Origin of the sequence: Streptomyces sp. NPDC052016, from assembly GCF_044548445.1 — a bacterium.
Taxonomy (GTDB): domain Bacteria; phylum Actinomycetota; class Actinomycetes; order Streptomycetales; family Streptomycetaceae; genus Streptomyces.
Genome location: NZ_JBIUBX010000035.1, coordinates 79,188 through 101,125 on the forward strand (window position 1 = coordinate 79,188; position 21,938 = coordinate 101,125).

General features: G+C 72.6%; 23 protein-coding genes. 9 read left to right on the forward strand and 14 right to left on the reverse strand.

Features of this window, described 5'->3' with window-relative positions; all coding sequences use genetic code 11:
- Window positions 1–11: 11 nt before the first annotated feature.
- The 3 genes from ACIHAR_RS35045 to ACIHAR_RS35055 all read right to left on the reverse strand — a co-directional run bounded on the left by ACIHAR_RS35045 (window position 12) and on the right by ACIHAR_RS35055 (window position 3,508).
- Entirely contained in the window at window positions 12–698 is a 687-nt protein-coding gene (locus ACIHAR_RS35045) for a TetR family transcriptional regulator (protein WP_400023254.1), read from the reverse strand.
- Complete coding sequence (locus ACIHAR_RS35050) at window positions 695–2,188, reverse strand: MFS transporter (RefSeq protein ID WP_400023256.1); 1,494 nt, start codon at window positions 2,186–2,188, stop codon at window positions 695–697. Before ACIHAR_RS35050 ends, ACIHAR_RS35045 begins: the two co-directional genes overlap by 4 nt.
- A gap of 108 nt (window positions 2,189–2,296) precedes the next feature.
- Window positions 2,297–3,508, reverse strand: coding sequence for an FAD-dependent monooxygenase (locus ACIHAR_RS35055; RefSeq protein WP_400023257.1), 1,212 nt, complete (start codon window positions 3,506–3,508; stop codon window positions 2,297–2,299).
- A 358-nt stretch (window positions 3,509–3,866) separates the two neighbouring features.
- Between ACIHAR_RS35055 and ACIHAR_RS35060 the strand changes: the two genes are divergently transcribed.
- The 3 genes from ACIHAR_RS35060 (at window position 3,867) to ACIHAR_RS35070 (ending at window position 5,683) form a co-directional block, all read left to right on the forward strand.
- Window positions 3,867–4,298: a tyrosinase cofactor gene (locus ACIHAR_RS35060; RefSeq protein ID WP_365466616.1), complete on the forward strand. Its 432-nt coding sequence runs from the start codon at window positions 3,867–3,869 to the stop codon at window positions 4,296–4,298.
- Window positions 4,299–4,331: 33 nt separating this feature from the next.
- A complete protein-coding gene (locus ACIHAR_RS35065) occupies window positions 4,332–5,156 on the forward strand; it encodes a tyrosinase family protein (protein ID WP_365466618.1) in 825 nt (274 codons plus the stop codon).
- 74 nt (window positions 5,157–5,230) lie between these two features.
- On the forward strand, window positions 5,231–5,683 hold the full coding sequence (locus ACIHAR_RS35070; protein ID WP_365466620.1) for an SRPBCC family protein: 453 nt from the start codon (window positions 5,231–5,233) through the stop codon (window positions 5,681–5,683).
- Between the two features lie 15 nt (window positions 5,684–5,698).
- On the opposite strand, the gene ACIHAR_RS35075 is transcribed toward ACIHAR_RS35070, so the two are convergent.
- Both ACIHAR_RS35075 and ACIHAR_RS35080 read right to left on the reverse strand, forming a co-directional pair.
- Window positions 5,699–6,394 carry a ribonuclease H gene (locus ACIHAR_RS35075; protein WP_400023258.1) on the reverse strand — a complete coding sequence of 232 codons (696 nt, stop codon included), beginning with the start codon at window positions 6,392–6,394 and terminating at the stop codon, window positions 5,699–5,701.
- Between the two features lie 65 nt (window positions 6,395–6,459).
- The gene (locus tag ACIHAR_RS35080) at window positions 6,460–7,257 is read right to left on the reverse strand and encodes a VOC family protein (RefSeq protein WP_365466622.1); all 798 of its coding nucleotides are present in this window, start codon (window positions 7,255–7,257) and stop codon (window positions 6,460–6,462) included.
- Between the two features lie 222 nt (window positions 7,258–7,479).
- On the opposite strand from ACIHAR_RS35080, the gene ACIHAR_RS35085 reads away from it, so the two are divergent.
- On the forward strand, window positions 7,480–8,373 hold the full coding sequence (locus ACIHAR_RS35085; protein WP_400023260.1) for an aminoglycoside phosphotransferase family protein: 894 nt from the start codon (window positions 7,480–7,482) through the stop codon (window positions 8,371–8,373).
- A 10-nt stretch (window positions 8,374–8,383) separates the two neighbouring features.
- On the opposite strand, the gene ACIHAR_RS35090 is transcribed toward ACIHAR_RS35085, so the two are convergent.
- Window positions 8,384–8,866: a VOC family protein gene (locus ACIHAR_RS35090; protein WP_365466626.1), complete on the reverse strand. Its 483-nt coding sequence runs from the start codon at window positions 8,864–8,866 to the stop codon at window positions 8,384–8,386.
- A gap of 287 nt (window positions 8,867–9,153) precedes the next feature.
- On the opposite strand from ACIHAR_RS35090, the gene ACIHAR_RS35095 reads away from it, so the two are divergent.
- On the forward strand, window positions 9,154–9,807 hold the full coding sequence (locus tag ACIHAR_RS35095) for an ATP-dependent Clp protease proteolytic subunit (protein ID WP_365466628.1): 654 nt from the start codon (window positions 9,154–9,156) through the stop codon (window positions 9,805–9,807).
- A gap of 1 nt (window position 9,808) precedes the next feature.
- Window positions 9,809–10,411 (forward strand): ATP-dependent Clp protease proteolytic subunit, encoded by a 603-nt coding sequence (locus tag ACIHAR_RS35100; protein WP_365466630.1) that lies wholly within the window; start codon window positions 9,809–9,811, stop codon window positions 10,409–10,411.
- A gap of 21 nt (window positions 10,412–10,432) precedes the next feature.
- Here the strand turns inward: ACIHAR_RS35100 and ACIHAR_RS35105 are convergent, their stop codons facing one another.
- Window positions 10,433–10,834: a helix-turn-helix transcriptional regulator gene (locus ACIHAR_RS35105; RefSeq protein WP_365466631.1), complete on the reverse strand. Its 402-nt coding sequence runs from the start codon at window positions 10,832–10,834 to the stop codon at window positions 10,433–10,435.
- Between the two features lie 321 nt (window positions 10,835–11,155).
- Here ACIHAR_RS35105 and ACIHAR_RS35110 point away from each other — a divergent pair, with 321 nt between their 5' ends.
- On the forward strand, window positions 11,156–12,043 hold the full coding sequence (locus ACIHAR_RS35110; RefSeq protein WP_365466667.1) for an RNA polymerase sigma factor SigF: 888 nt from the start codon (window positions 11,156–11,158) through the stop codon (window positions 12,041–12,043).
- A gap of 52 nt (window positions 12,044–12,095) precedes the next feature.
- Here the strand turns inward: ACIHAR_RS35110 and ACIHAR_RS35115 are convergent, their stop codons facing one another.
- Entirely contained in the window at window positions 12,096–12,551 is a 456-nt protein-coding gene (locus ACIHAR_RS35115) for an ATP-binding protein (protein WP_365466633.1), read from the reverse strand.
- A 107-nt stretch (window positions 12,552–12,658) separates the two neighbouring features.
- Window positions 12,659–13,960: a DUF6777 domain-containing protein gene (locus ACIHAR_RS35120; protein ID WP_365466635.1), complete on the reverse strand. Its 1,302-nt coding sequence runs from the start codon at window positions 13,958–13,960 to the stop codon at window positions 12,659–12,661.
- A gap of 155 nt (window positions 13,961–14,115) precedes the next feature.
- Here ACIHAR_RS35120 and ACIHAR_RS35125 point away from each other — a divergent pair, with 155 nt between their 5' ends.
- Complete coding sequence (locus tag ACIHAR_RS35125; RefSeq protein WP_400023263.1) at window positions 14,116–15,390, forward strand: streptophobe family protein; 1,275 nt, start codon at window positions 14,116–14,118, stop codon at window positions 15,388–15,390.
- 226 nt (window positions 15,391–15,616) lie between these two features.
- Here the strand turns inward: ACIHAR_RS35125 and ACIHAR_RS35130 are convergent, their stop codons facing one another.
- The 4 genes from ACIHAR_RS35130 to ACIHAR_RS35145 form a co-directional block, all read right to left on the reverse strand.
- On the reverse strand, window positions 15,617–16,606 hold the full coding sequence (locus tag ACIHAR_RS35130) for a serine/threonine-protein kinase (RefSeq protein ID WP_400023264.1): 990 nt from the start codon (window positions 16,604–16,606) through the stop codon (window positions 15,617–15,619).
- Entirely contained in the window at window positions 16,606–17,187 is a 582-nt protein-coding gene (locus ACIHAR_RS35135; protein ID WP_365466639.1) for a hypothetical protein, read from the reverse strand. Before ACIHAR_RS35135 ends, ACIHAR_RS35130 begins: the two co-directional genes overlap by 1 nt.
- A gap of 7 nt (window positions 17,188–17,194) precedes the next feature.
- Window positions 17,195–19,534 (reverse strand): FHA domain-containing protein, encoded by a 2,340-nt coding sequence (locus ACIHAR_RS35140; protein ID WP_400023266.1) that lies wholly within the window; start codon window positions 19,532–19,534, stop codon window positions 17,195–17,197.
- Window positions 19,535–19,602: 68 nt separating this feature from the next.
- Window positions 19,603–20,013 (reverse strand): hypothetical protein, encoded by a 411-nt coding sequence (locus ACIHAR_RS35145; protein WP_365466642.1) that lies wholly within the window; start codon window positions 20,011–20,013, stop codon window positions 19,603–19,605.
- A 297-nt stretch (window positions 20,014–20,310) separates the two neighbouring features.
- Between ACIHAR_RS35145 and ACIHAR_RS35150 the strand changes: the two genes are divergently transcribed.
- The gene (locus tag ACIHAR_RS35150; protein WP_400023282.1) at window positions 20,311–20,694 is read left to right on the forward strand and encodes a nuclear transport factor 2 family protein; all 384 of its coding nucleotides are present in this window, start codon (window positions 20,311–20,313) and stop codon (window positions 20,692–20,694) included.
- A 156-nt stretch (window positions 20,695–20,850) separates the two neighbouring features.
- Here the strand turns inward: ACIHAR_RS35150 and mgrA are convergent, their stop codons facing one another.
- Window positions 20,851–21,843, reverse strand: a complete 993-nt coding sequence (mgrA, locus tag ACIHAR_RS35155) for an L-glyceraldehyde 3-phosphate reductase (RefSeq protein WP_400023268.1) — start codon at window positions 21,841–21,843, stop codon at window positions 20,851–20,853.
- Between the last annotated feature and the right edge of the window lie 95 nt (window positions 21,844–21,938).

The window sequence follows — 21,938 nt, forward strand, 5'->3', positions numbered from 1 at the left end:
AACGACAGCCCCTAAGGCGTCAGATGGGCCTGCACCGTCGGACCGTACCGGCCGGCGATCTCCTCCACGGTGGCCGCCCGCAGCTCGGGGCCGCGGGCGACGCCGAACATCACGCCGAGGCCGAGCAGGGTGGCGACGGCGAGTTCGGCGCGCAGGCCCGCGTCGGGGCCGGTGAGGCGGGCGGCGAGGCGTTCGGTGACCTGGGCGCGGAAGTTGGCGCGCAGGACGTCGCCGTGCTCGCCGTGCAACGGGGCGAACGCGATGCGCAGCACGGGGTCGGCACCGCGCTCGCGCTGGCTGACCAGCACGTGCCGGACCATGTGGCGGCCCAGTTCCTCCAGGGGGGCGTCCAGCAGCGCGTCCGCGTCCTTCGCGAAGGACATCACGCGCGCGAAGAGGGCGTCCTTGTTGCCGAAGTACTTCACGACCAGCGGCGCGCTCACCCCCGCGCGTTCCGCGACGGCCTTGAGGGTGATGTCCCCGTGCGCGTGGCGGGCGAGGAGGTGCCGGGCGGCGCGCAGTATGGCCGCCTTGGTGGCCTCGGCGTCGCGGCGTGCGGGGCCCGGGTCCCGCGCGGTCGCGTCCTTCGCGGTCGCGTCCTTCGCGGTGGCGCCGTCCCCGGCGGCCGGGGTCGGCGGGGTGCCGGACAAGGAGGTGCCTGACGCGGAGGTGCCGGACGGAGTACTCACGGCACTCATGCTCCCTCCAACGCCCCGTCCGCCACCGGCCGGGTACGGCCCCGGGCCCGCCGCGTGCCCTTGGAGCCGGCATCGCCGGGGATCGTCAGCGCCACGGCGCACGCCGCCAGGGCGACCGCGCCCGCGACGCCGAACGCCAGCAGGTAGCCGTGCAGCGTCGGCACGGGCAGACCGCCGACGAGGCCGGTGTGGTGCACGAGGACCGCCGCGACGACCGCGCTGGAGGCGGCCTGCCCGACCGTGCGCATCAGTACGTTGACCCCGTTCGCGGAGGCGGTCTGGTCGGCCGGGACGGCGCGCAGGATGAGGGCGGGCAGCGCCGAGTAGGCGAGGGTGGTGCCGACGGCCACCACCGTCGCCCCCACCATGATCGTCCACAGTTCGTGGCTGTCGGCGATGCGCACGGCGTACCCGGTGGCGATGACGGAGGCGCCGAGCGCGAGGGTGATGCGGGGGCCACGGGCGTCGGAGATCCGGGCCGAGAGCCGGGAGAAGAGCAGCATGCTGATGCCACCGGGCAGCAGGCACAGACCCGTCTGGAAGATGTCCAGTCCCAGCCCGTAGCCGGTGGCCTCGGGCGCCTGCACCAGTTGGGCGGTCACCAGCGAATTGGCGTAGAACGCGAAGCCCGTGAGGAGCGCCGCGACGTGGGAGAGGCCGACGCGGGGGCGCGTCGCCAACCGCAGGTCCACCAACGGCTCCGGCGTGCGCAGTTGGACCCTCCACCACAGGGCGAGGACGACGACGGCGGCGAGGAACAGGCTCAGGACCGGGACGCTGTCCCATCCCCACTGGCCGCCCTGCGTCACGGCGAGGAGCAGGCAGATCAGTCCGGCGGCCAGGCCCAGCGCGCCCGGGACGTCGAACCGGCCGGCCCGGCGCTCCGGCGACTCGGGCGCGGCCCACCGGATCAGCGCGACCCCGACCGCTCCGAGGAGGCCGGTCACCCAGAACATGACGTGCCAGTTGGCGTACTGCACGACCAGCGCCGCGGCCGGCAGGCCCAGTGCGGCGCCGACGCCGACGGTGGAGCTCATCAGCGCCACCGCCGCGTTTCGGCGCTGGGGCGGGAGTTCGTCGCGCAGGATGCTGATGGCCAACGGGATGACGGAGAAGGCGGCGCCCTGGAGGGTACGGGCCGCGATGAGCACGCCGATGTGGGAGGTCATGGCGCAGATCACCGAGCCGACGGCCATCAGGCCGAACGAGAGGAGCAGCACCCGGCGTTTGCCGTACATGTCCCCGGCGCGGCCGAGGACCGGGGTGAGGACGGCGCCGGACAGCAGGGCCGCGGTGACCATCCAGGAGACGGCCCCCGCCGAGGCGCCGGTCAGGCGGGGCAGGTCGGGCAGCAGCGGCACGACGATGGTCTGCATGACGGCCATGAGGGTGCCGCAGTACGCCAGCACCGGGAGGGTGAGGCGGGCGCGCAGACCACGGGAACCAGGGCTCGGGGCGGCGGGAGGGGGTATCGGATCGGGCGACGCCATGGGGACTCCAGCGGCCGGTGGAACGGAGAAGGGTGAATGGCGATTCAACGTAACGGTGAATCGCCATTCACCCCCACCGGAGAAGTCCGTACGGGTGACGCGGGGCGGTCACCCGCGTGTGGTCGGCGTCCTGGCCTGCGTGGTGCCGGCGATCTTCGGACCGAGCCAGCGCTTGAACCGGCGCAGGGCCTCGAGCCGGCCCGCGGCCCGGTCGATCCGGTAGTAGAGCTGGGGCGGGACGTAGGGCAGCAGGGGTGAGTGGCGCTGGCCGAGCAGGGCGAACATCTGCTCCGGGGGGAGGTGGATGTAGCGGGTGAGGTTCTCGTACCACTGGGCGCTGAGGCGGGCGGCGCTCTGCGGGGCGAGGAGGGCCGCCTTGCGTTCCCGTTCGTAGCGGGCGAGGGCCTGTGGCAGGTCGGCGCAGGTGCGCAGGGCCGCGGCGAGGGCGAAGGCGTCCTCCAGGGCGAGGGTGGTGCCGGCGCCGATGGAGTAGTGGGTGCTGTGCGCGGCGTCGCCGAGGAGGACGAGGCGGTCGCGGTACCAGGTGCGGTTGGTGAGGGTGCGGAAGGTCAGCCACTGGGCGCTGCCGTCGGTGGACGCCCGGCCGACGAGGGGGTGGCCGTCGAGGATGTGCGCGAAGAGCTTCTCCAGGTGGGCGAGCCCGTCCGCCTCGCCGGCCCGGTCCAGGCCGAGTCCGGTCCAGGTCTGCGGGGCGCACTCGATGACGCAGGTGCTGCGTTCGTCGCTGAAGGGGTAGCCGTAGCACCAGATCCACCCGTGCTCGGTTTCCACGAAGGCGAAGGTGAAGGAGTCGAAGACCCGGGTGGTGCCGAGCCAGGTGTAGGGGTTGCGGCCGGGTGTGAGCTCGGTGCCGAAGTGTGCGGCGTGGTGGGTGCGCAGCGCGCTGTGGACGCCGTCGGCCGCCACGAGGAGGTCGGCTTCCGGCGGATCCTCGGCCCTGATCCCGTGCTCGAACTCCAGGCGGACGCCGAGGGCGCGGGCGCGGTCGGCGAGGATCTCCAGCAGCTTGTGCCGGCCGATGCCGTGGCCCTCGTCGCCGGGCTGACGGGTCGACAGGTCCCGGACGTGGGCGACGCCCTGGTTCCAGCGGACGGAGTGCTCCTCGACGGCGCGGGCCGACTCGGGGTCGTGCGCGTGGAGTTTGTCGAGGAGGCCACGCCAGTAGGTGACGCCCCAGCCGTAGGTCGAGCCCTCCGGGTTGCGTTCGTAGACGGTGACGTCATGGGACGGGTCCTGCCGCTTCAGCAGGATCGAGAGATACAGGCCGGCGGGCCCGCCGCCGACACAGGCGACCTTCACGCACACCCCTAGGCATGAACGAAATGTGGCTGGTTGACGACGCAGAGTAGCAGCCGGTGGCAGCGGTCACGTCCGACCCGCCCTCCCGGAATCCGTCACTTTCTCCACGTGAGCCACACCACGACCAGGGCCGCAGCGCGCGAAAAGCCACCCGAAGGACCGCTCCCACGGAAAGGAATTGCCCCTTCCGGAGCAAGCGGGACACCCGGAGCAGCAAGATCATCTCCGTTCAACTTTGTACGACATGTATTCGATTGTCCGGATCGCAGCCAACCCGTCGTGCGGGATTTCTCCCGTTCTTCCAGTGGCCGATAGGCATGCGGGGTCGTCAACCGAACGAACCCTCAGGAGGTCCCGCATGCCGGAACTCAGCCGTCGTCGTGCGCTCACCGCCACCGCCGCCCTCGCCGCGGCCGCCGGCGCCCAGACCCTCGCGATTCCCGCCGCCCGGGCCGGCGAACACCATCCCGCCCCCGGCTCCGCCGGCCCCTCCGCGTCCTCCGGCTCCCCCGCCCCCTTCGACGAGGTCTACCGCGGCCGCCGGATACAGGGGCGGCCGACGTCCGGCGGAGGCCATCACGGAGGCGGTCACCACGGGGACGGTCACCACGGCGCCGGATACGCCGTGTTCGTCGACGGCGTGGAACTGCACCTCATGCGCAACGCCGACGGCAGCTGGATCAGCGTGGTCAGTCACTACGACCCGGTGCCCACCCCCCGGGCCGCCGCCCGTGCCGCGGTCGACGAGCTGCGGGGCGCCCGGCTCCTGCCCTTTCCCGCCGCCAACTGATCCTCTCCCCCGCACACTTGGAGAACCCGCACCATGACCGTCCGCAAGAACCAGGCGTCCCTCACCACCGACGAGAAGCGGCGTTTCGTCAACGCCGTCCTCGAACTCAAGCGCAGCGGCCGCTACGACGAGTTCGTCACCACCCACAACGCCTTCATCCTGGGCGACACCGACAACGGCGAGCGCACCGGCCACCGTTCACCGTCCTTCCTGCCCTGGCACCGCAGATTCCTGCTGGAGTTCGAGCGTGCTCTGCAGTCGGTGGACGCCTCGGTGGCGCTGCCGTACTGGGACTGGTCCGTGGACCGGACCACGCGATCCTCTCTCTGGGCGCCGGACTTCCTCGGCGGCACCGGGCGCAGCCTGGACGGCCGGGTGATGGACGGGCCGTTCGCCGCGTCCTCCGGCAACTGGCCGGTCCGGGTGCGGGTCGACGGGCGGACGTATCTGCGGCGGGCGCTGGGCGTGAGCGTCCGGGAACTGCCGACGCGGGCCGAGGTGGAGTCGGTGCTGGCGATGGCGGCGTACGACATGGCGCCCTGGAACAGCGCCTCGGACGGCTTCCGCAACCATCTGGAGGGGTGGCGGGGCGTGAACCTGCACAACCGGGTCCACGTCTGGGTCGGCGGTCAGATGGCCACCGGCGTCTCGCCCAACGACCCGGTGTTCTGGCTGCACCACGCCTACGTCGACAAGCTGTGGGCCGAGTGGCAGCGGCGGCACCCGCAGTCCACGTACCTCCCGGCGGCGGGGACGCCGAACGTGGTCGACCTGAACGAGACCATGAAGCCCTGGAACGACACCACCCCGGCCGACCTGCTGGACCACACGGCGCACTACACCTTCGACACCGACTGATCGGGGCGGGGTTCACCGACCAGGTCAGGGGTACTCGGGTGCCACACCCGAAGAAAGTGAAGGAGGAGACGACCGTGACGCAGGTCGAGGAATCCATCGAGGTCGGTGTGCCCGTGCACACGGCCTACAACCAGTGGACGCAGTTCGAGACGTTCCCCGAGTTCATGAGCGGGGTGGAGCGCATCGAACAGCGCACCGACACCCTGACGCACTGGGTCACGGACGTGAACGGTGTGCACCGTGAGTTCGACGCGGAGATCACCGAGCAGATCCCGGACGAGCGGGTCGCCTGGACGACGGTCGGCGGTGAGGCCCGGCAGTCCGGCGTGGTGACGTTCCACCGCCTCGACGACGACCACACCAAGGTGATGCTGCAGATGGACTTCGAGCCGGAAGGCATGGCGGAGACCATCGCCGACAAGATGGGTTTCGTGAAGCGGCAGACCAAGGGAGACCTGAAGCGCTTCAAGGAGTTCATCGAGGAGCGCGGCCAGGAGACCGGCGGCTGGCGCGGTGCGGTCACCTGACCGGCACCGCCTCCGTCACCCGGTAGCGGCCGTACGGCACTCCGGGTGGCCCCAGCCCTGATCGTTCTTGGCGATCGGCTCCCCGGCCGCGTAGGAGCGCCCGCACACACAGCGGCCGGGGAACTTGGCCTTGATCGTGCGGGACGTCGAACCACCGGACCGCCGGGGCGCCTTGCCCCCGGCGGTCCGGTGGCGTGCGCCCGCGGCGGGCGGGGTGTCGGGCGAGGGCGGCGGCTCCGGCGAGCCGAGGGCGCTGCCCGCGGGCTGCTGGGCGGTGGCCGCCTGACTGGCGGCCCGGTCGGCGAAGTCGTTGAGCCGGTCGCCGTCGACCTGGTGGGCGGGCACATAGCGGAAGTCGACCGTGCGGCCGTCGAGCAGCGCGTCGATGCGGACGACCAGGTCCTGGTTGGCGACCGGCTTGCCGGCCGAGGTCTTCCAGCCGTTGCGCTTCCAGCCGGGCAGCCAGGTGGTCACGGCCTTCATCGCGTACTGCGAGTCCATGCGGACCTCGAGCGGCACGTCCGCGTCCACGGCCGTCAACAGGCGTTCGAGCGCGGTGAGTTCGGCGACGTTGTTGGTGGCCCTGCCGAGCGGTCCCGCCTCCCAGCGGGCCGGGGCCTCGCTGTCGTCGGAGATCACCCAGGCCCAGCCCGCCGGTCCCGGGTTTCCCTTCGAAGCCCCGTCGCACGCGGCCACCACACGTTCACGCATGAGCACGATGATGCCATGGCCCGGCGGAGGCTCGGCACGGTCCAGGGCCTGTCAGACGATTCCCGCTAGGAGACCTCGGTGATCTTCGGCGTCTCACCCTCGGTGGTGGTGACGTCGATCACGGAGAGGGCCGCGCCCTGCGGGTCGGTGAGGGCCGCGAACCGCCCGAACGGGGTGGTCATCGGGCCGAACCGCAGCCGGCCGCCGAGCTTCGTCGCCTCGGCGACGGCGTCGTCGCAGTCGGCGACGGCGAAGTAGACGTTGACGTACGACGGAACCTCGGGCGGGAAGTCGTCCGTCATCCGCATCCGGCCCAGGAGGGGCCGGTCGCCCAGGTCGTAGAGGCGGAAGTCCGTGCCCTCGTCCTCCATCACCTTCTGCCCGTAGCCGAAGACCGCGGAGAAGAAGCCGTCGGCCTTCTCGGGCTCACGGGTGAAGACCTCGGCCCAGGCGTAGGCGCCGGGGGTGCCCATCGCCTCGAAGCCCTCGCGGGTGCCCGCCTGCCACACGCCGAACACGGCCCCGCTGGGCTCACGGGCCATGCACATGCTGCCGAACTCGCCGACCTGCGTCGGCTCCATCAGCAGCGCGCCGCCGTTCTCGCGGATCCTCGCGGCCGTGGCGGCCACGTCCTCGGAGGCCAGGTACAGGCACCACTGGGGCTTCTCCTCCTGGCCGGGCAGCGGCGGGAGGACGGCCCCGACCGCCTTGCCGTCCACGTGGGCCAGTGTGTAGTCGCCGTACTCCGGCGACGACTCGCCGAAGGTCCAGCCGAGGACCTCGCCGTAGAAGGTCTTCGCACCCTCCACGTCACCGAACATCGCGTCGGCCCAGCAAGGGGCGCCCTCAGGTTGCACGGTCATGGCGATGACCCTTCAGGAGGGGATGGATCGTCCGATTCCTCACGCTAGCCATCCCCGGGCGGCACCGCGCGGCGAGCACCCGAGGCCCAGGCGACGAGCGTGACCGAGGGTGACCGGCCCCCTTCGCACAGGGCACGCGTGATCACGGGCGTGCCGGCCGGCATCGGCTGAGGGCGCCTCAAATCGTTGGAGGGTGCGGGCGTGCTCTTTGGATGGGGCCTCATGCGTGTGGTGAAGATGCGTCCCGACGAGTTCGACATCGACGTCCCCCTGGTACGGCGGCTGGTCGCCGCGCAGTTCCCGCGGTGGGCGACGCTGCCGGTGGAGCGGCTGGTCTCCTCCGGGACCGAGAACGCGATGTTCCGGCTCGGGGACGACAAGGTGGTGCGGCTCCCCCGGCATCCGGGCGCCGTGGAGAGCGTGGCGCACAAGCAGTACTGGCTGGCGCGGCTGGGTTCGAGGCTGCCCGTCGCCGCGCCCGCGCCCCTGGAGCGGGGCGAGCCGGGCGAGGGGTTCCCCTGGCCGTGGTCCGTCTACCGGTGGCTCGACGGCCGCAATCCGGTGGCGGGCGCCGTGGAGCGGCCGCGGACGCTGGCGGCGGACCTGGGGACGTTCGTCGCCGGGCTGCGCGGGATCGACGCGCGGGACGGGCCGCCCTGCCACCGGGGCGTGCCCCTGGCGGAGCGGGACGCGTTCACCCGCTCCGCCATCGCCGAACTGGAGGGGCGGATCGACACCGGCGCGGTCACCGCCCTGTGGGAGGAGGCGCTGCGCGTCCCGGTCCGCACGGCGCCTCCGGTATGGGCGCACGGCGATCTGTCGCCCGGGAACGTGCTGGTCGAGGACGGCCGGCTGGCGGCGGTGATCGACTTCGGCGGTGTGGGGGTGGGCGACCCCGCCGTCGACCTCATCGTGGCGTGGAACCTGCTCCCGGCGTCGGCCCGCGCCACCTTCCGTGATGCGGTGGGCGCGGACGACGACGAGTGGGCGCGCGGCCGGGGCTGGGCGCTGTCGATCTCGCTGATCCAGCTGCCGTTCTACTGGGAGACCAACCCGCCGCTCGCGGAGAACTCCCGGCACGTCATCCGGGAGATCCTGGCCGAGGCGGGCCGGTGAGGATCTGCCGTCACTCGCCGTCGTAGGCCTTCCGCAGGGCGGCGATGTCGAGCTTGCCCATGGAAAGCATGGCCTTGGTGGCACGGGCGGCCTTCTCCTGGTCGGGGTCGGTGACCATCTCGAGGAGCACGGTGGGGACTACCTGCCAGGACACGCCGAACCTGTCCTTGAGCCAGCCGCAGGGGCCGGGCTCGCCGCCACCCTCGGTGAGCCTGCTCCAGTAGTGGTCGACCTCCTCCTGGTCGGCGCAGTCGATCTGGAAGGAGATCGCCTCGTTGAACCGGAACTGCGGGCCGCCGTTCAGCCCGACGAACTTCTGGCCGTTCGCGGTGAATTCCACGGTGAGCACGGAGCCGGCGGGGCCGGGTCCGGCCTCGGTGCAGCGGGCGACCTTGCCGACGCCGGAGTTCTTGAAGACCGACGCGTAGAAGTGGGCGGCTTCCTCGGCCTGGCCGTCGAACCAGAGGCACGTGGTGAATCCGTCGGTGGTCATGGGTCCTCCTGGAGCGGGAACGAGGGTCCGGACTCCCGCCGCCCGAGGGGGCGCCGGAGTCGTGGAACGCGGTCATGAGTGTCGACCGGTGCCTGCCCCGGAACTCATCGCTCGGGCGCGACATCACCCCGAACGGCCGAGATCCGCGGCCGAACGCCCGACGGGCACGCGCTCTGCCGTCGGCGAATCTGCCGAGGGCAGGGAAGTCCGCCGCGAGGCCGGGCACGGGCCGATGGTGGAGGCAGCGCGGCGAGGAAGGCCGCGCCCGGCCCCGACAAGGAGCACCCATGCCCCCACTCACCTCCGGCCCCGCGCCGGCCCTCCGGCCCCGGGCCGAGGAGGGCGACACCCCTCCCTCCCGTTTCGACGACCATCTCGCCGCCCAACTCCTGGGCCAGCGGATCGTCCTGCTCGGGACCCAGGTCGACGAGGTGTCCGCGAACCGGGTCTGCGCCCAGTTGCTGATCCTGTCCGCCGAGGACCCGCGCACGGACATCGGCCTGTACATCAACAGTCCGGGCGGCTCGGTCCACGCGGGCCTCGCCATCTACGACACCATGCGGCTGATCCCGAACGACGTGTCGACGCTCGCCGTGGGATTCGCGGCCAGCATGGGGCAGTTCCTGCTCAGCGTCGGCGCGCCCGGCAAGCGGTACGCCCTGCCGAACGCGCGGATCATGATGCACCAGCCGTCGGCCGGGATCGGCGGCACCACGGCCGACATCGAGATCCAGGCGGACAACCTGGAGTTCACCAAGCGGACCATCGAGCGGATCACCGCCGAGCACACCGGCCAGAGCCCGGAGACCATCTCCCGGGACGGCGACCGCGACCGCTGGTTCACGGCCGAGGAGGCCAGGGAGTACGGCATGGTGGACCGGGTGGTGGAGTCGCTGGCCGACGTCCGGCCGGCCGCCGCCAAGCGGCGGATGGGGCTGTGACATGGGGACGTACACCATTCCGCACGTCGTCGAGCGGACACCGCAGGGCGAGCGGTCCTACGACGTGTTCAGCCGGCTGCTGTCGGAACGGATCATCTTCCTCGGCACCGAGATCGACGACGGGGTCGCCAACGTCGTCATCGCGCAACTCCTCCATCTGGAGTCGGCGGCACCGGAGAACGAGATCGCGATCTACATCAACTCGCCCGGAGGATCGTTCACTTCGCTGATGGCGATCTACGACACGATGACGTTCGTGCAGGCGCCGATCTCGACGTTCTGCGTGGGGCAGGCGGCCTCGACGGCGGCCGTGCTGCTGGCCGGCGGGGACCCCGGGCGGCGGTTCGTGCTGGAGCACGCGCGGGTGCTGCTCGGTCAGCCGGCCAGCGGGGGCAGCCGGGGCACGGTCTCCGACCTCGCCCTGCAGGCCAAGGAGATGGTGCGGATCCGCGCACAGGTCGAGGACGTGCTGGCCCGGCACACCCACCAGGACCTCGCGGCGCTGCGCGCGGACATGGACCGCGACAAGGTGTTCACCGCGCCGGAGGCCGTGGCGTACGGCCTGGCCGACGAGGTCCTGAGCCGGCGACTCGTCCGGGTCTGAGACGCCGGCCCGCGCGGGGCGTCAGGCGGCCAGGCAGAGCCCGTCGTACGAGGACCCGGTCGTGCGGTGCGCGCCGGTGTGCCTGCTGGTCACCCGGACCAGTTCGCCCTGCGCCCGCGCCAGCAGGTCACCGAGACCGAGGCCGAGGGCGTGGGCGGCGGCCGCGAGGACCTCCGAGGAGGCCTCCTTGCGGCCGCGCTCCACCTCCGACAGGTACGGCATGGAGATGCGGGCGGCGTCGGCGACGTCCTGCAACGTGCGCTCCTGGGCCCGGCGTTCGCGGCGCAGGACGTCGCCGACCAGGTGGCGCCAGAGGGGTTCCCTGGGGGCGGGCGGACGGTCGGCGGGGCGGGCGGTTCCCGGGCGCTCGGCCGAGGGGCGCAGCGGGATCACGCGGGCTTGGTTCGGCGCTTGGTTGGTCACTCCCCCAGCCTAGGAGCGGGGGCCGGCACGGGAAGGGCGCGGCGTTCCGCCCTGAGGGGAATCACCGTCGGGCGGTGTGCCTCCGGGCCGGTCGGGACGGCCCCGCCGACGGCGAGGTCGGGCTGGTCGCAGGTGCGGCGGGGCGGGAGGTCGCGGCCGCTGTCCCGCTTCCCCCGTGCGCCGGGTTTCGGCCGCTCGGAATACGCTGGGCATGTGCCGGCGAACTCGGGGTATCCGCCCCGTGAGCGGGCTTGCGGACACTCGGTCCGCTCACGGACCGGGAACAGCTGACGTCGAACCGTGACTTTCGTGGGAGAGGTAATGCACACCGCCGTGATCAGGTCGGAGGCTCAGGTCGTCGAGGACACCGCCGGGACCGGCACGGGTGGCGCACCGCTGCCGGGAGTCGAGGACCCGAGGAGCGTGGCCCCCCGCGACGCGCGGGAGCTGTCCCGTCAGTTCTTCCAGCGGCTGACGGAACTCGAGGAGGGCACGCACGAGTACCAGTACGCGCGCAACACCCTCATCGAGATGAACATGTCGCTGGTGCGCTTCGCGGCCGGGCGGTTCCGGGGCCGCGGCGACGACATGGAGGACATCGTCCAGACCGGGATGATCGGCCTGATCAAGGCGATCGACCGGTTCGAGATCTCGCGCGAGGTGGAGTTCACCTCGTTCGCGCTGCCCTACATCGTGGGCGAGATCAAGCGCTTCTTCCGGGACACGACCTGGGCGGTGCACGTGCCGCGGCGGCTGCAGGAGCTGCGGGTCGAGCTGGCCAAGGCACGGGACGAGCTCGCCAGCCGGCTGGACCGGGAACCGACGGTCGCCGAACTGGCCACGCTGATGAACCTCTCGGAGAACGAGGTGGTCGAGGCGCAGATCGCCTCCAACGGCTACAACTCCTCCTCGCTCGACGCCGCGCTCACCGGCGACGGCCCGGAGAACGGCGAGGCGGTCCTCGCCGACTTCATCGGAGTGGAGGAGGCCGGGCTGCGGCTCGTCGAGGACTTCCACTCACTGGCCCCGCTGATGGCCGAGCTCAGTGAACGCGACCGGCAGATCATCCACATGCGGTTCGTGGAGGAGGCCACTCAGGCGGAGATCGGCGAGCGGCTGGGCTGCTCGCAGATGCACGTCTCCCGCCTCATCAAGCGGATCATCACGCGGCTGCGCCAGGGGATGCTGGGCGAACTCGGCTGCGCCTGAGCCTTGGAAGCCGTGGGGCCGCCGGCCCCACGGCTCGGTCGCGGACGGGCCCTCACCCTCGGACGAGCGCGACGACGGCGCGGACGCGCTTGCCGACAGGCACACGCTCGGCGGTGACCTCCGTCGCGATCGCGTGCACGATCTCCAGGCCGTGCCGGCCGATCCGCCGGGGGTCCTTGGGGAAGCGCAGGGGCAGCGCGTCGCTGCTGTCGTAGACGGACACCGCGACCGAGGCGTCCGTACCCTCCAGCTCCACGATGTACGGGCCGTTGCTGTGCCGGTCCGCGTTGGTGACCAGTTCGCTGACGACGAGAAGGAGCTCTCCGGTCACCCGCTCGTCGATGGTGGCGCACCACTCCGTCCTGAGCTGGTCGACGAAGTGCGCGGCGAAGGCGCGTGCCTCGGCGATGGATCCGGGCTCACCGGTGTAGTGCGCCGCTCGCCGGAGCGGCTCCACGGGTACGTCGAAACCAGTCGGTATCACTGCCCCGTCCAGGTGTTCGGTCATGCGTTTCTCTCTCGGAGGCCGGACTGGCCGGACGCTGCTGCATCTGTGCTGTTACCCCGAGCCTGGCATCGCAGTCCCCCGCTTCGGCGCCGCGGCCATGGGCTGCCTCACAGGGCGGGCAAGCCCCCGGGGGGCGGCGTGTACTGCGGGGCGGGCGCCGACTGGGTGTCCGGCTCGGCCGGCGGCGGGGGCTCCGGCGAGGCGGGCTCCGGCGAGGCGGGCTCCGGCGAGGGAGGTTCCGGAGAGGCCGGCTCCGGAGACGCGGGTTGCTCGGTGGCCGGCTCGCTCGGCGGTCCGGGCGGCGAGGCCGGCGACGCGGGCGGATCGGTCCGCTCCGGGGCCGGGGGCGGCGGGGAGGGACTGGCCGGCGTCGGTGCACCGGGGCTCCTGGACTCCTCGGACGGGCTCGAGGGCCCGGGCGGCAGGGAGACGCTCGCGGACGGCTCGGGCGGATGCGCGGGAGGCTCGACGGGGCGGTCCTTGCCGCCCGTGTCGCCACGCTGTCGGGCGAACCAGCGGTCGTCCCGGGAGTCGTAGAGGACGAACACCTTGATCACTTTCGCCGCGGGCGTGACCACGACGACGTTCGAGGGCCGGTAGGACGGCCACGACTCGCCGGTGACCTTCGGCCTGGTCGCCTGGGCGACCGGCCGGGTCAGCGGGTTGCCGCAGGCACAGCGCACGCGGGGTTCGCCGCGTGCGTCGACGAGTACGGCCGTACCGGCCTGCAGGACGGCCTGGTAGGGGGTGGCGGCACCGTCACGGTAGCCGTGGTTGGTGACACGCGTGTCCATGCGCAACTGGACGGGGGTGAGGGAGCGCAGGTAGGCCGGTACCCCGGACGGCTCGACACGGGCGACGGAGGCGAACGCCCGGTTCTTCGCGGGCTCGGCCGTCAGGAACCCGATCTGCTTCTCCACGTCGCAGGCGGCGACGTTGCGGGTGCCGCCATACAGTCCGACGGCGCCGCCGTCGACCCCCCGGACGACGTTGGCGGTCTCCGCGGGGGCCGACGTGGGGGCGGTGGAGGCCGGCGGGGTGGTGGGGGCGGTGGCGGTGCTGTCGGTGAAGGGGTCCGGGCCGCTCCCGGCCGCGGGCTGGAGGAAGACCTCGCCGTCCCGGCCGCCGGCTTCGCCGCCGCCGTCGGTGCGGGTCAGGACGAGTGCGAGGGCCACCACGATCACCAGGGCGGTGGTGAGCAGGGCGATCCGCGACGTGGATCTCCACCACGGCCGGCGGGGCTCGGGCGTGCCGTCCGGCGGCGTCCCGCCCGGGGTTCCACCGGGTGGCGGGGACGGCGGGCCGGGGGGCGGCTGGGAGGGCGGGCCGAAGGGCGGCTGAGGGCGGCCCGACAACGGGCCGGACGGCGGGCCCGTGGGGCGGCCGGACGACGGCGGTTCGACGCTCACGAGCACTCCCGACGTGGTCATTCGCGGCACTGCTGTCACATGAGCTGTTTTGTCCCCAACATGACCATTGTGTGCTCCGATCGGGCGTCACCCGCAAGCGGACGCCGACGGCCTCCCGACAGGCGCGCCGCTCGGGCGCTGCTTAGCGTGTCAGCGTGAGCCCGCACGCCCCGTCCGTCCCGGCTGTGGCCCGCCACGGCTGGCCGCAGGCGGTCGTCACGGCCCTGGCCGGCCTGGTCGCCATGGGCGTGCTGGCCGCGTCGGGGCTGTGGGCGGCCGGCGCCGCGGACCTGCCCGACGGCGCCTTCCCGCGGGTGGTGGCGGCGACCGTCGTGACGGCGGTCGGCGGCGCCGTGGAACTCTCCGGGGACGCGGGGGGACTGGCCGACGCCGGCGCCGGGCTGACCGTGATGCCGTTGTCCGTCGCACTCGTCGGGGCCTTGGTGACGGCGGCCGGTTTCCTGCGGCCCCTGCGGCACCGGGCGGTCGCCGGGACGGCCGAACTGGCCGGCTGGGCGGGGCGCGTCGCCGTGGTGTGGCTCCTCGCGCTGCTCGCGCTGTCCCTCGGCGCCCGTCAGACCTTCGCGATCTCGCTGGGCGACGACACGCTGAGCGACCTGGCCGACGTGTTCGGCATCAGTCCCAGGGGCGGCTTCACGACGGACGTACCGGTCACGCTGGTGTTCGGGCTGCTGTGGCTGGCCGGCGTGCTGGTGCTGGCCCTGCTGGTCTCGCGCGGGGCGCCGCTGCCGGGCCGGCTGCTGCGCTTCCAGGAGTCGGTGCGGCCGGCCGCCTACGCCATGGTGGCGCTCCTGCTCGCCTGCGTCGCCCTCGGCGTCCTCGTCGCCCTCTGGGTCGCGGTGACGCGCGGCCGTCCCGCGGAGACTTTCGCGGTGGTGCTCCTGGGCCTGCCCAATCTGGTGTGGCCGGCCTTCACGATCGGTCTGGGCGCCGGCTGGGACGGCCGGGTGGAGGGCGCGTTCGGGCTGCCGATGCCGCACGTGCTGGACGAGGTGCTGCGCGGCTCGGGCACGGCCACGCTCGATCTGGGCGCCCTCGTCGACCATGACGGACGTGTGTGGTGGTGGCTCGTCGTCGTGGACGCGGTGCTGGTTCTGACGGCGGGCTTCGTGGCGGCCGCCCGTTCACCGGCCCGGACGCCTCCCTGGCGGCACGCGGTGCGCATGGCGGTCGCCCTGGTGCTCACCGTGCTGATGATCTGCCTGGTCTGCCGGCTCTCGGCGTACTACGGCCTGTCCCTGCTGGGCATCGGCGACCTGGACGGTGTCGGTCTGTCCGGAGACCTGTTCCTGCGCCCGCATCTGTGGACGGCACTGGGTCTCGCGGCGCTGTGGGGGCTGGCCGGCGGATTCCTAGGCGGTCTGCTGGCCCGGCCCGTACACCGCCGCGGGGAGGCGGGCACCCTCTGACGGCGGCGGGTCGCCACGGGTCGCGACGGGTCGGCAGGTCAGGGCGTCATGGCGCGACGGGTCGGCAGGGCACGGCGTCATGGCGTACGGCCCCCCGGCGCCGGTGACCCGCACGGGCACCGCGGGGCGGGTCGGCGCCCGGCAGACATGGCGCCCGGCAGAGCGCGCCACCCGCCGGGAGGGTCCGGCCCCGGCGGGTGCCCCTCGACGGCCTCGACGGCCAAGGTCAGGGGCGGTCTCCGCGCAGGACCGGCGCCGCCCACGCGGGCGGTGGTTTCGGGCGGGAGTCCCTCGCGACCTTGAGGTTCACCTCCGTCGGAGGGTGGCCCTGCCGTGGGCCGCCCGCCCCCGCCGCCCTCAGGTCGCCGACGAAGGCGAGGCAGGTGGGGTGGCGGACGTCGGGGGACTTGGCCAGGGCCTGGGCGAAGACCTCGTCGACGCGCGTGTGCAGGTCGGGGCGCGCCTCGGTGAGCGGGGGCGGATCGTCGTACTGGTGGGCCCACAGCAGGGCCATGTCGTCGTCGCGGCGGAAGGGCGGGTGGCCCGCGAGGGCCTCGTAGACGACGCAGGCGAGGCCGTAGACGTCGCAGCGGCCGTCGACCGGGCGGCCGGAGATCTGCTCGGGCGCCACGTAGTCGAGGGTGCCGACGAACTGGCCGACCCTCGTGAAGCCGGTCAGGGACAGCGACTTCTTGGTCAGGCCGAAGTCGGTGAGATACACGTGCTCGGGGTGGTCGCTGTCGGTTCCGGGGGCGACGAGGATGTTGCCGGGTTTGACGTCGCGGTGGACCAGTCCGTGCTCGTGGGCGGCGTCGAGCGCGGAGGCCACCTGGGCGGCGATGCGGACCGTGACGGCCAGCGGCAGCGGGCCCCGGCTGTCCAGGAAACCGTGCAGGTCGCTGCCGGCGACGTAGCGCATGGCGATGTAGAGGACTCCGTCGGCCTCGCCGGCCTCGAAGACCGGCACGATGTGCGGGTGGTCGATCGCGGCGGCCACCCGGGACTCGTGGGTGAAGCGCTTGCGGAAGGTGTCGTTGCGGACCAGTTCCGGGGCGAGCAGCTTGAGCGCCACGGTCCGGTCCAGACGCAGGTCGCGGGCGCGGTAGACGACGGCCATGCCGCCGCGGCCGATCTCGTGCTCGATGCGGTAACCCGCGACCTGCCGGCCGATCGGTTCGGAGGGTCGGCCGGCGGGAAGACCCGTCTCCCCACCCATCAGCGCTCACCGCCGGAGGCGGCGTCCCGGTCGGCGGCGCGGTCGGCACCCCGGTCGGCACCCCATTCGGCGACGCGGTCGGCGTCCTGGGTCACGGTGGGCGGGTCGTCGGTCGCGAAGGTGCTCAGACGTCTGCCGTCGCCGTAGGCCCAGCGCCCCTGGGCTGAGTCGTAGAGCCACATCGACTCGCCGTCGACGACGACGCCGATGCGCAGTCCCTGCGTGCGGCGGTGGAAGGTCTCCCCGTCGAGGGCGCCGCCGACGAGTTCCTCGACGGCTGCCCGGTAGCGCGCGAGAGCCTGTTCGGCGCCGCCGAGGAGGGGGCGTGGGTCGGCGACGGTCGTCAAGGCGTCGTCGGCGAGCGGCGGGTCCTGGGGCACGGCGACCAGATAGCGGCCGTCCACCCAGGCCGACCAGCCGTTGGCGCACAGCACATGCCCCCAGTCGCCGCGCCGCTCGACGAGCCGGACGGGCAGCAGCGCGTCGAGGGGAACGGTGGGACGGGCGGGATCGGGAGCCTCCCAGGCGGGCATGCCCGTCTGGGGGACGACGTGCGTGGGCCGGAAGCCGGGGGTCGCCATCGCGCGCCTACTTCCGCATCACGGCGGGTTCGTGCCGGCGCAGCAGACGTGAGACGACGAAGCCGAAGACCACCGAGAGCACCACGAGCATCGCCACGTCCAGCAGCCACGCGTCCGCCGTGTGCGCGAACAGCGGGTCCCCGGTCAGGTCGCCGGGCACGATCCGGGCGAGGTCGAGGGTGCCGGCCATCGCGCCGAAGGCCCACCGGGAGGGCACCAGCCAGGCGAGCTGCTGGAGTCCCGGCACTCCGTCCAGGGGCAGCAGGGCGCCGCAGAACACCACCTGGACGAGGGCGAGCAGCACGAGCAGCGGCATCGTCACCTCCTCTTTGTGCACCAGGGAGGAGACGACCAGGCCGAGCATCATCGCGGTGAAGGCCAGCAGGGCGACGGCGACGGTGATCTCGATCAGCGGCGGCATCAGGACCCCTTGGTCCCCGGGTGCGCCGAGGTCGACGCCGAGCAGGGCGACGAGCGTCAGCACGACCGCCTGCGCGACGGTCACCGTGCCCAGGACGACGACTTTCGACATCAGGTACGCCGATCTGGACAGGCCGACGGCCCGTTCGCGCCGGTAGATCGCGCGTTCCTTGACGAGTTCCCGCACGGCGTTGGCCGCTCCGGTCAGAACACCGCCGACACACAGGATCAGCAGCGTGTTCATCGCGGTGTCCCGGGTGAGCGCGCTGCCGGCGAGGGCGCGGGCCATGGCCCCCATCACGAAGGGCAGCGCGATCATGATCGCCAGGAAGGTGCGGTCGGCGGCGAGTGCGGCCGTGTAGCGGCGGACCAGGGTGCCGAGCTGGGCGCGCCGGCTGCGGGGCCGGGGCGGCGGCAGCAGGATCACCGGGCCGGAGCGGGGCAGCGGGGGCTGCGCGCTGGAGCCGACGACGTACTGCCGGTGGAACGGGGAGTCGGCGTACTCCCCCGCCCAGTCACGGTCCCGGTCGCGTTCGAAGGCCTCGAAGGCCTCGGGCCAGTGCGCGAACCCGAAGAAGGCGAGGGCGTCCTCGGGCGGTCCGTAGTAGGCGACCCGGCCGCCGGGGGCGAGGACGAGGAGCCGGTCGCAGACGTCGAGGCTGAGCACGCTGTGGGTGACGACGATGACGGTACGGCCGTCGTCGGCGAGGCCGCGCAGCATGTGCATCACCGAGCGGTCCATTCCGGGGTCCAGGCCCGAGGTCGGCTCGTCGAGGAAGAGCAGCGACGGTTTGGTCAGCAGTTCCAGGGCCACGCTGACGCGTTTGCGCTGGCCGCCGGAGAGACTGTGCACGTGCTGGTCGGCGTGGTCGCCCAGCCCCAGCTCGCGGAGGACCTCCTCGACCCGCTCCCGGCGCTCGGCCCTGGCGGTGTCCTGCGGGAAGCGCAGTTCGGCGGCGTAGGTGAGGGCGCTGCGCACGGTGAGCTGGGCGTGCAGGATGTCGTCCTGCGGGACGAGGCCGATGCGCTGCCGCAGTTCGGCGTAGTCGTGGTAGAGGTCGCGGCCGTCGTAGACGACCGTGCCGTGGTCGGCGGGGCGCTGCCCGGTGAGGGCGTTGAGCAGGGTGGACTTGCCGGAGCCGCTGGGCCCGACGACCGCGAGCAGGCACTTCTCCCCCACCGGGAAGGACACGTGGTCCAGGAGGACCTTGCGGCCGTGGTCGACGGCGACGGTGAGGCCCTGGACGTCGAGGGAGACCTCGCCGGTGTCCACGTACTCCTGGAGTGCGTCGCCGACCAGGCTGAACACGAAGTGGCCGATGCCGACGATGTCACCGGGGCCGATCGGGGCGGTGGTGACGGGCAGGCCGTTGAGGTAGGTGCCGTTGTGGCTGCCCAGGTCGGCGATCTCGTAGGTGCCGTCGGCCAGGGCGTGCAGCTCGGCGTGCCGTCGGGAGACCACCAGGTCGTCGATGACCAGGTCGTTGTCGGCGGAGCGGCCGATGCGGACGGTGCGGGTGGGCAGCGGGCGGACGCTGGTGGGCCGGCGGAAGGTGCCGGTGACGTGGGGATTCGACACCGCGGACGGGCGCTGCGGCGACGGCGGCGGGCGGCCGCTCAGCACGGCGCACGGGCCGTCGTCCGGGCTGCCGAACCGGATCACGCTGCCCGCGCCGACGTCCCACTCGTGGATGCGGCGGCCGTCGGCGTAGGTGCCGTTGGTGCTGTGCTCGTCCTCGAGGATCCAGCGGTCGCCGTCGGGTCGCAGCACCGCGTGGTGCCAGGAGACGCGGGCGTCGTCGAGGACGATGTCGCTGAGCGGGTCCCGGCCGACGCGGTAGATCTGGCTCGGGCTCATCACCGTGGAGCCCGTCTCGGTCTCCAGCACGAGTTCGGGCGCACTCGAGGCGACAGGCTGCTCCGCCATGCCGGAATTCTATCGATTTGGCCCCTTCCGCGTCCCGCCGGAGAGGCGGTGGGGCCCCTCGCCGCGGGTCAGCCGACGGGCAGGACGAGCGCGGGGACGGTCCGCTGCATCCGCAGGGCGTCGACGGACTCGGCGAGCAGTTCGTACTCGGTGGTCTCGTCGCTGGCGGCGATCCGCACCAGACGTCCGCCGGCCAGTTCGTCGGCGACCAGTTCCTGCTGCTCCACGTCGGCGCACCAGGCCCGCAGCACACCGGGGACGTCCGGCACGGTGTCGGCGACCGGCACCAGGGCGCTGGGCGGGAAGTGGCCGTCGTCGGGCTGGGGATCGAGTCGCTCGGCGATCCAGGAGGCCCGGTCCCGCAGCCACCACAGGGCGAGCGCCAGCGTCGGCGCCCGGTAGGTGCCCAGCGGGACGCCGATGCGCCGGCCGTCGCAGACCCCGTACGCGGTGACATGGCACAGGAATTCGTCGTGCACGCCCTTCTCCCCCGGTCGCTCGCTTGCCGGTGCGGCCTCGCTTTCCGTGCGGCTCCTGTGGGGTGAACTGCCCCTGACGTTCGAGTATGTTCAATTCTGTAACACTGTCACCATGACTTTCCGGCCAGTCTCTTGGCATATTCCTCCCCGCTCATGGCCGAAATCGGGTCGATCGTCCGTCATGACCTGACGGGCGATCGACCCGTACGGCGGCCGCGGGCAGGGTGGTCACACCGGATCGGCGAAGCCTCGATCCGGGCCCTGACCGGCAACGACCCCCGGGGAGGCCGATTTCCCCTGTCCGCGCACACCGACCGTGACGAGAACGCCGTCACCCGCTGCTTCGACGCCTGGAACGCCCGCGAGCCCGAGGCCCTGGCCGGGGCGGTCGCCGTCGCGTGGACCCCGCAGGGTGGCTACACCGATCCCCTCGCCGACGTCCGCGGACACGAGGGTGTCGTGGCCGTCGTCGCGGCGGCACAGGCGCGGTTCCCCGGTTTCGTCTTCCGGTCGGCCGGAGCGGTCGACGGGCACCACGACACGGCTCGCTTCTCCTGGGAGCTGGTGAGCGAGAGCGACGGGGAGACGCCGGTGGCCGGCTCCGACGTGATCATCCTGGACGCCGAGGGGCGGATCACGGCCGTTCTCGGGTTCCTGGCCCGGGTGCCCGCCATGGCGTGAGAAACGACTCCGCCGCCCGCGGCGGCCCGTCCGGGGAAGATCCGGAGAGACCGCGCGAGCGGCGGACATCACGACCGTGCCGGCCGGGGTCCTGCGTCGCCCTCCGCACCCGCGGGCGGGGACGGCGACCGGACGGCCGTGCGGCCGACGGGCAGCTCAGCCGTTGATCACCGCGTCGATCCGGGCCAGCTCCTCCGCCTCGAAGTCGAGGTTGTCCAGGGCGCCGACGCTGTCCTCGATCTGGCGGGCGCTGCTCGCGCCGACCAGGGCGGAGGTGACCCGGCCGCCACGCAGCACCCAGGCCAGGGCGAGCTGGGCCAGCGACTGGCCGCGGGACTTGGCGATCTCGTCGAGCGCGCGCAGCTTGCCCACCAGATCCTCGGTGAGCGCGTCGGAGTTCAGGAAGGGGCTGTCGCTCGCGGCCCGCGAGTCCTCCGGGATGCCGTCGAGGTAGCGGGCGGTGAGCACACCCTGCTCCAGCGGGGAGAAGACGATCGAGCCGACCTGGAGCTCGTCCAGGGCGTCGAGCAGCCCCGCGCTCTCGGGTCGGCGGTCGAGCATCGAGTAGCGCGGCTGGTGGATGAGCAGCGGGGTGCCCAGCTCGCCCAGGATGCGGGCCGCCTCGCGGGTCTGCTCCGCCGAGTAGTTGGAGACGCCGACGTACAGGGCCTTGCCCTGCTGGACCGCGGAGTGCAGGGCGCCCATCGTCTCCTCCATCGGAGTCTCCGGGTCGGGGCGGTGCGAGTAGAAGATGTCGACGTAGTCCAGGCCCATCCGGGTCAGGCTCTGGTCCAGCGAGGACAGCAGGTTCTTGCGCGACCCCCACTCGCCGTACGGACCCGGCCACATCAGATAGCCGGCCTTGGTGGAGATGACCAGCTCGTCGCGGTACGGCGCGAAGTCGGTCTTCAGGAAACCGCCCAGCGCGGACTCGGCGGCGCCGGGCGGCGGACCGTAGTTGTTGGCCAGGTCGAAGTGGGTGACGCCGAGGTCGAAGGCGCGGCGCAGGATGGCCCGCTGGGTCTCGGCCGGGCGGTCCGGGCCGAAGTTGTGCCACAGTCCGAGCGACAGCGCGGGGAGCTTCAGGCCGCTGCGTCCGGTGCGCCGGTAGGGCATGTCCGCGTAGCGGTCGGGGTGTGCGGTGTACAACGCGACTCCAGGAGGGGTTGGCTCGGCAGATCGGTTCACGGGGGAACCGCTCCCCACTCTGGCCCTGCCTGCGGGTAGTGGTCCAACAGGAGAAT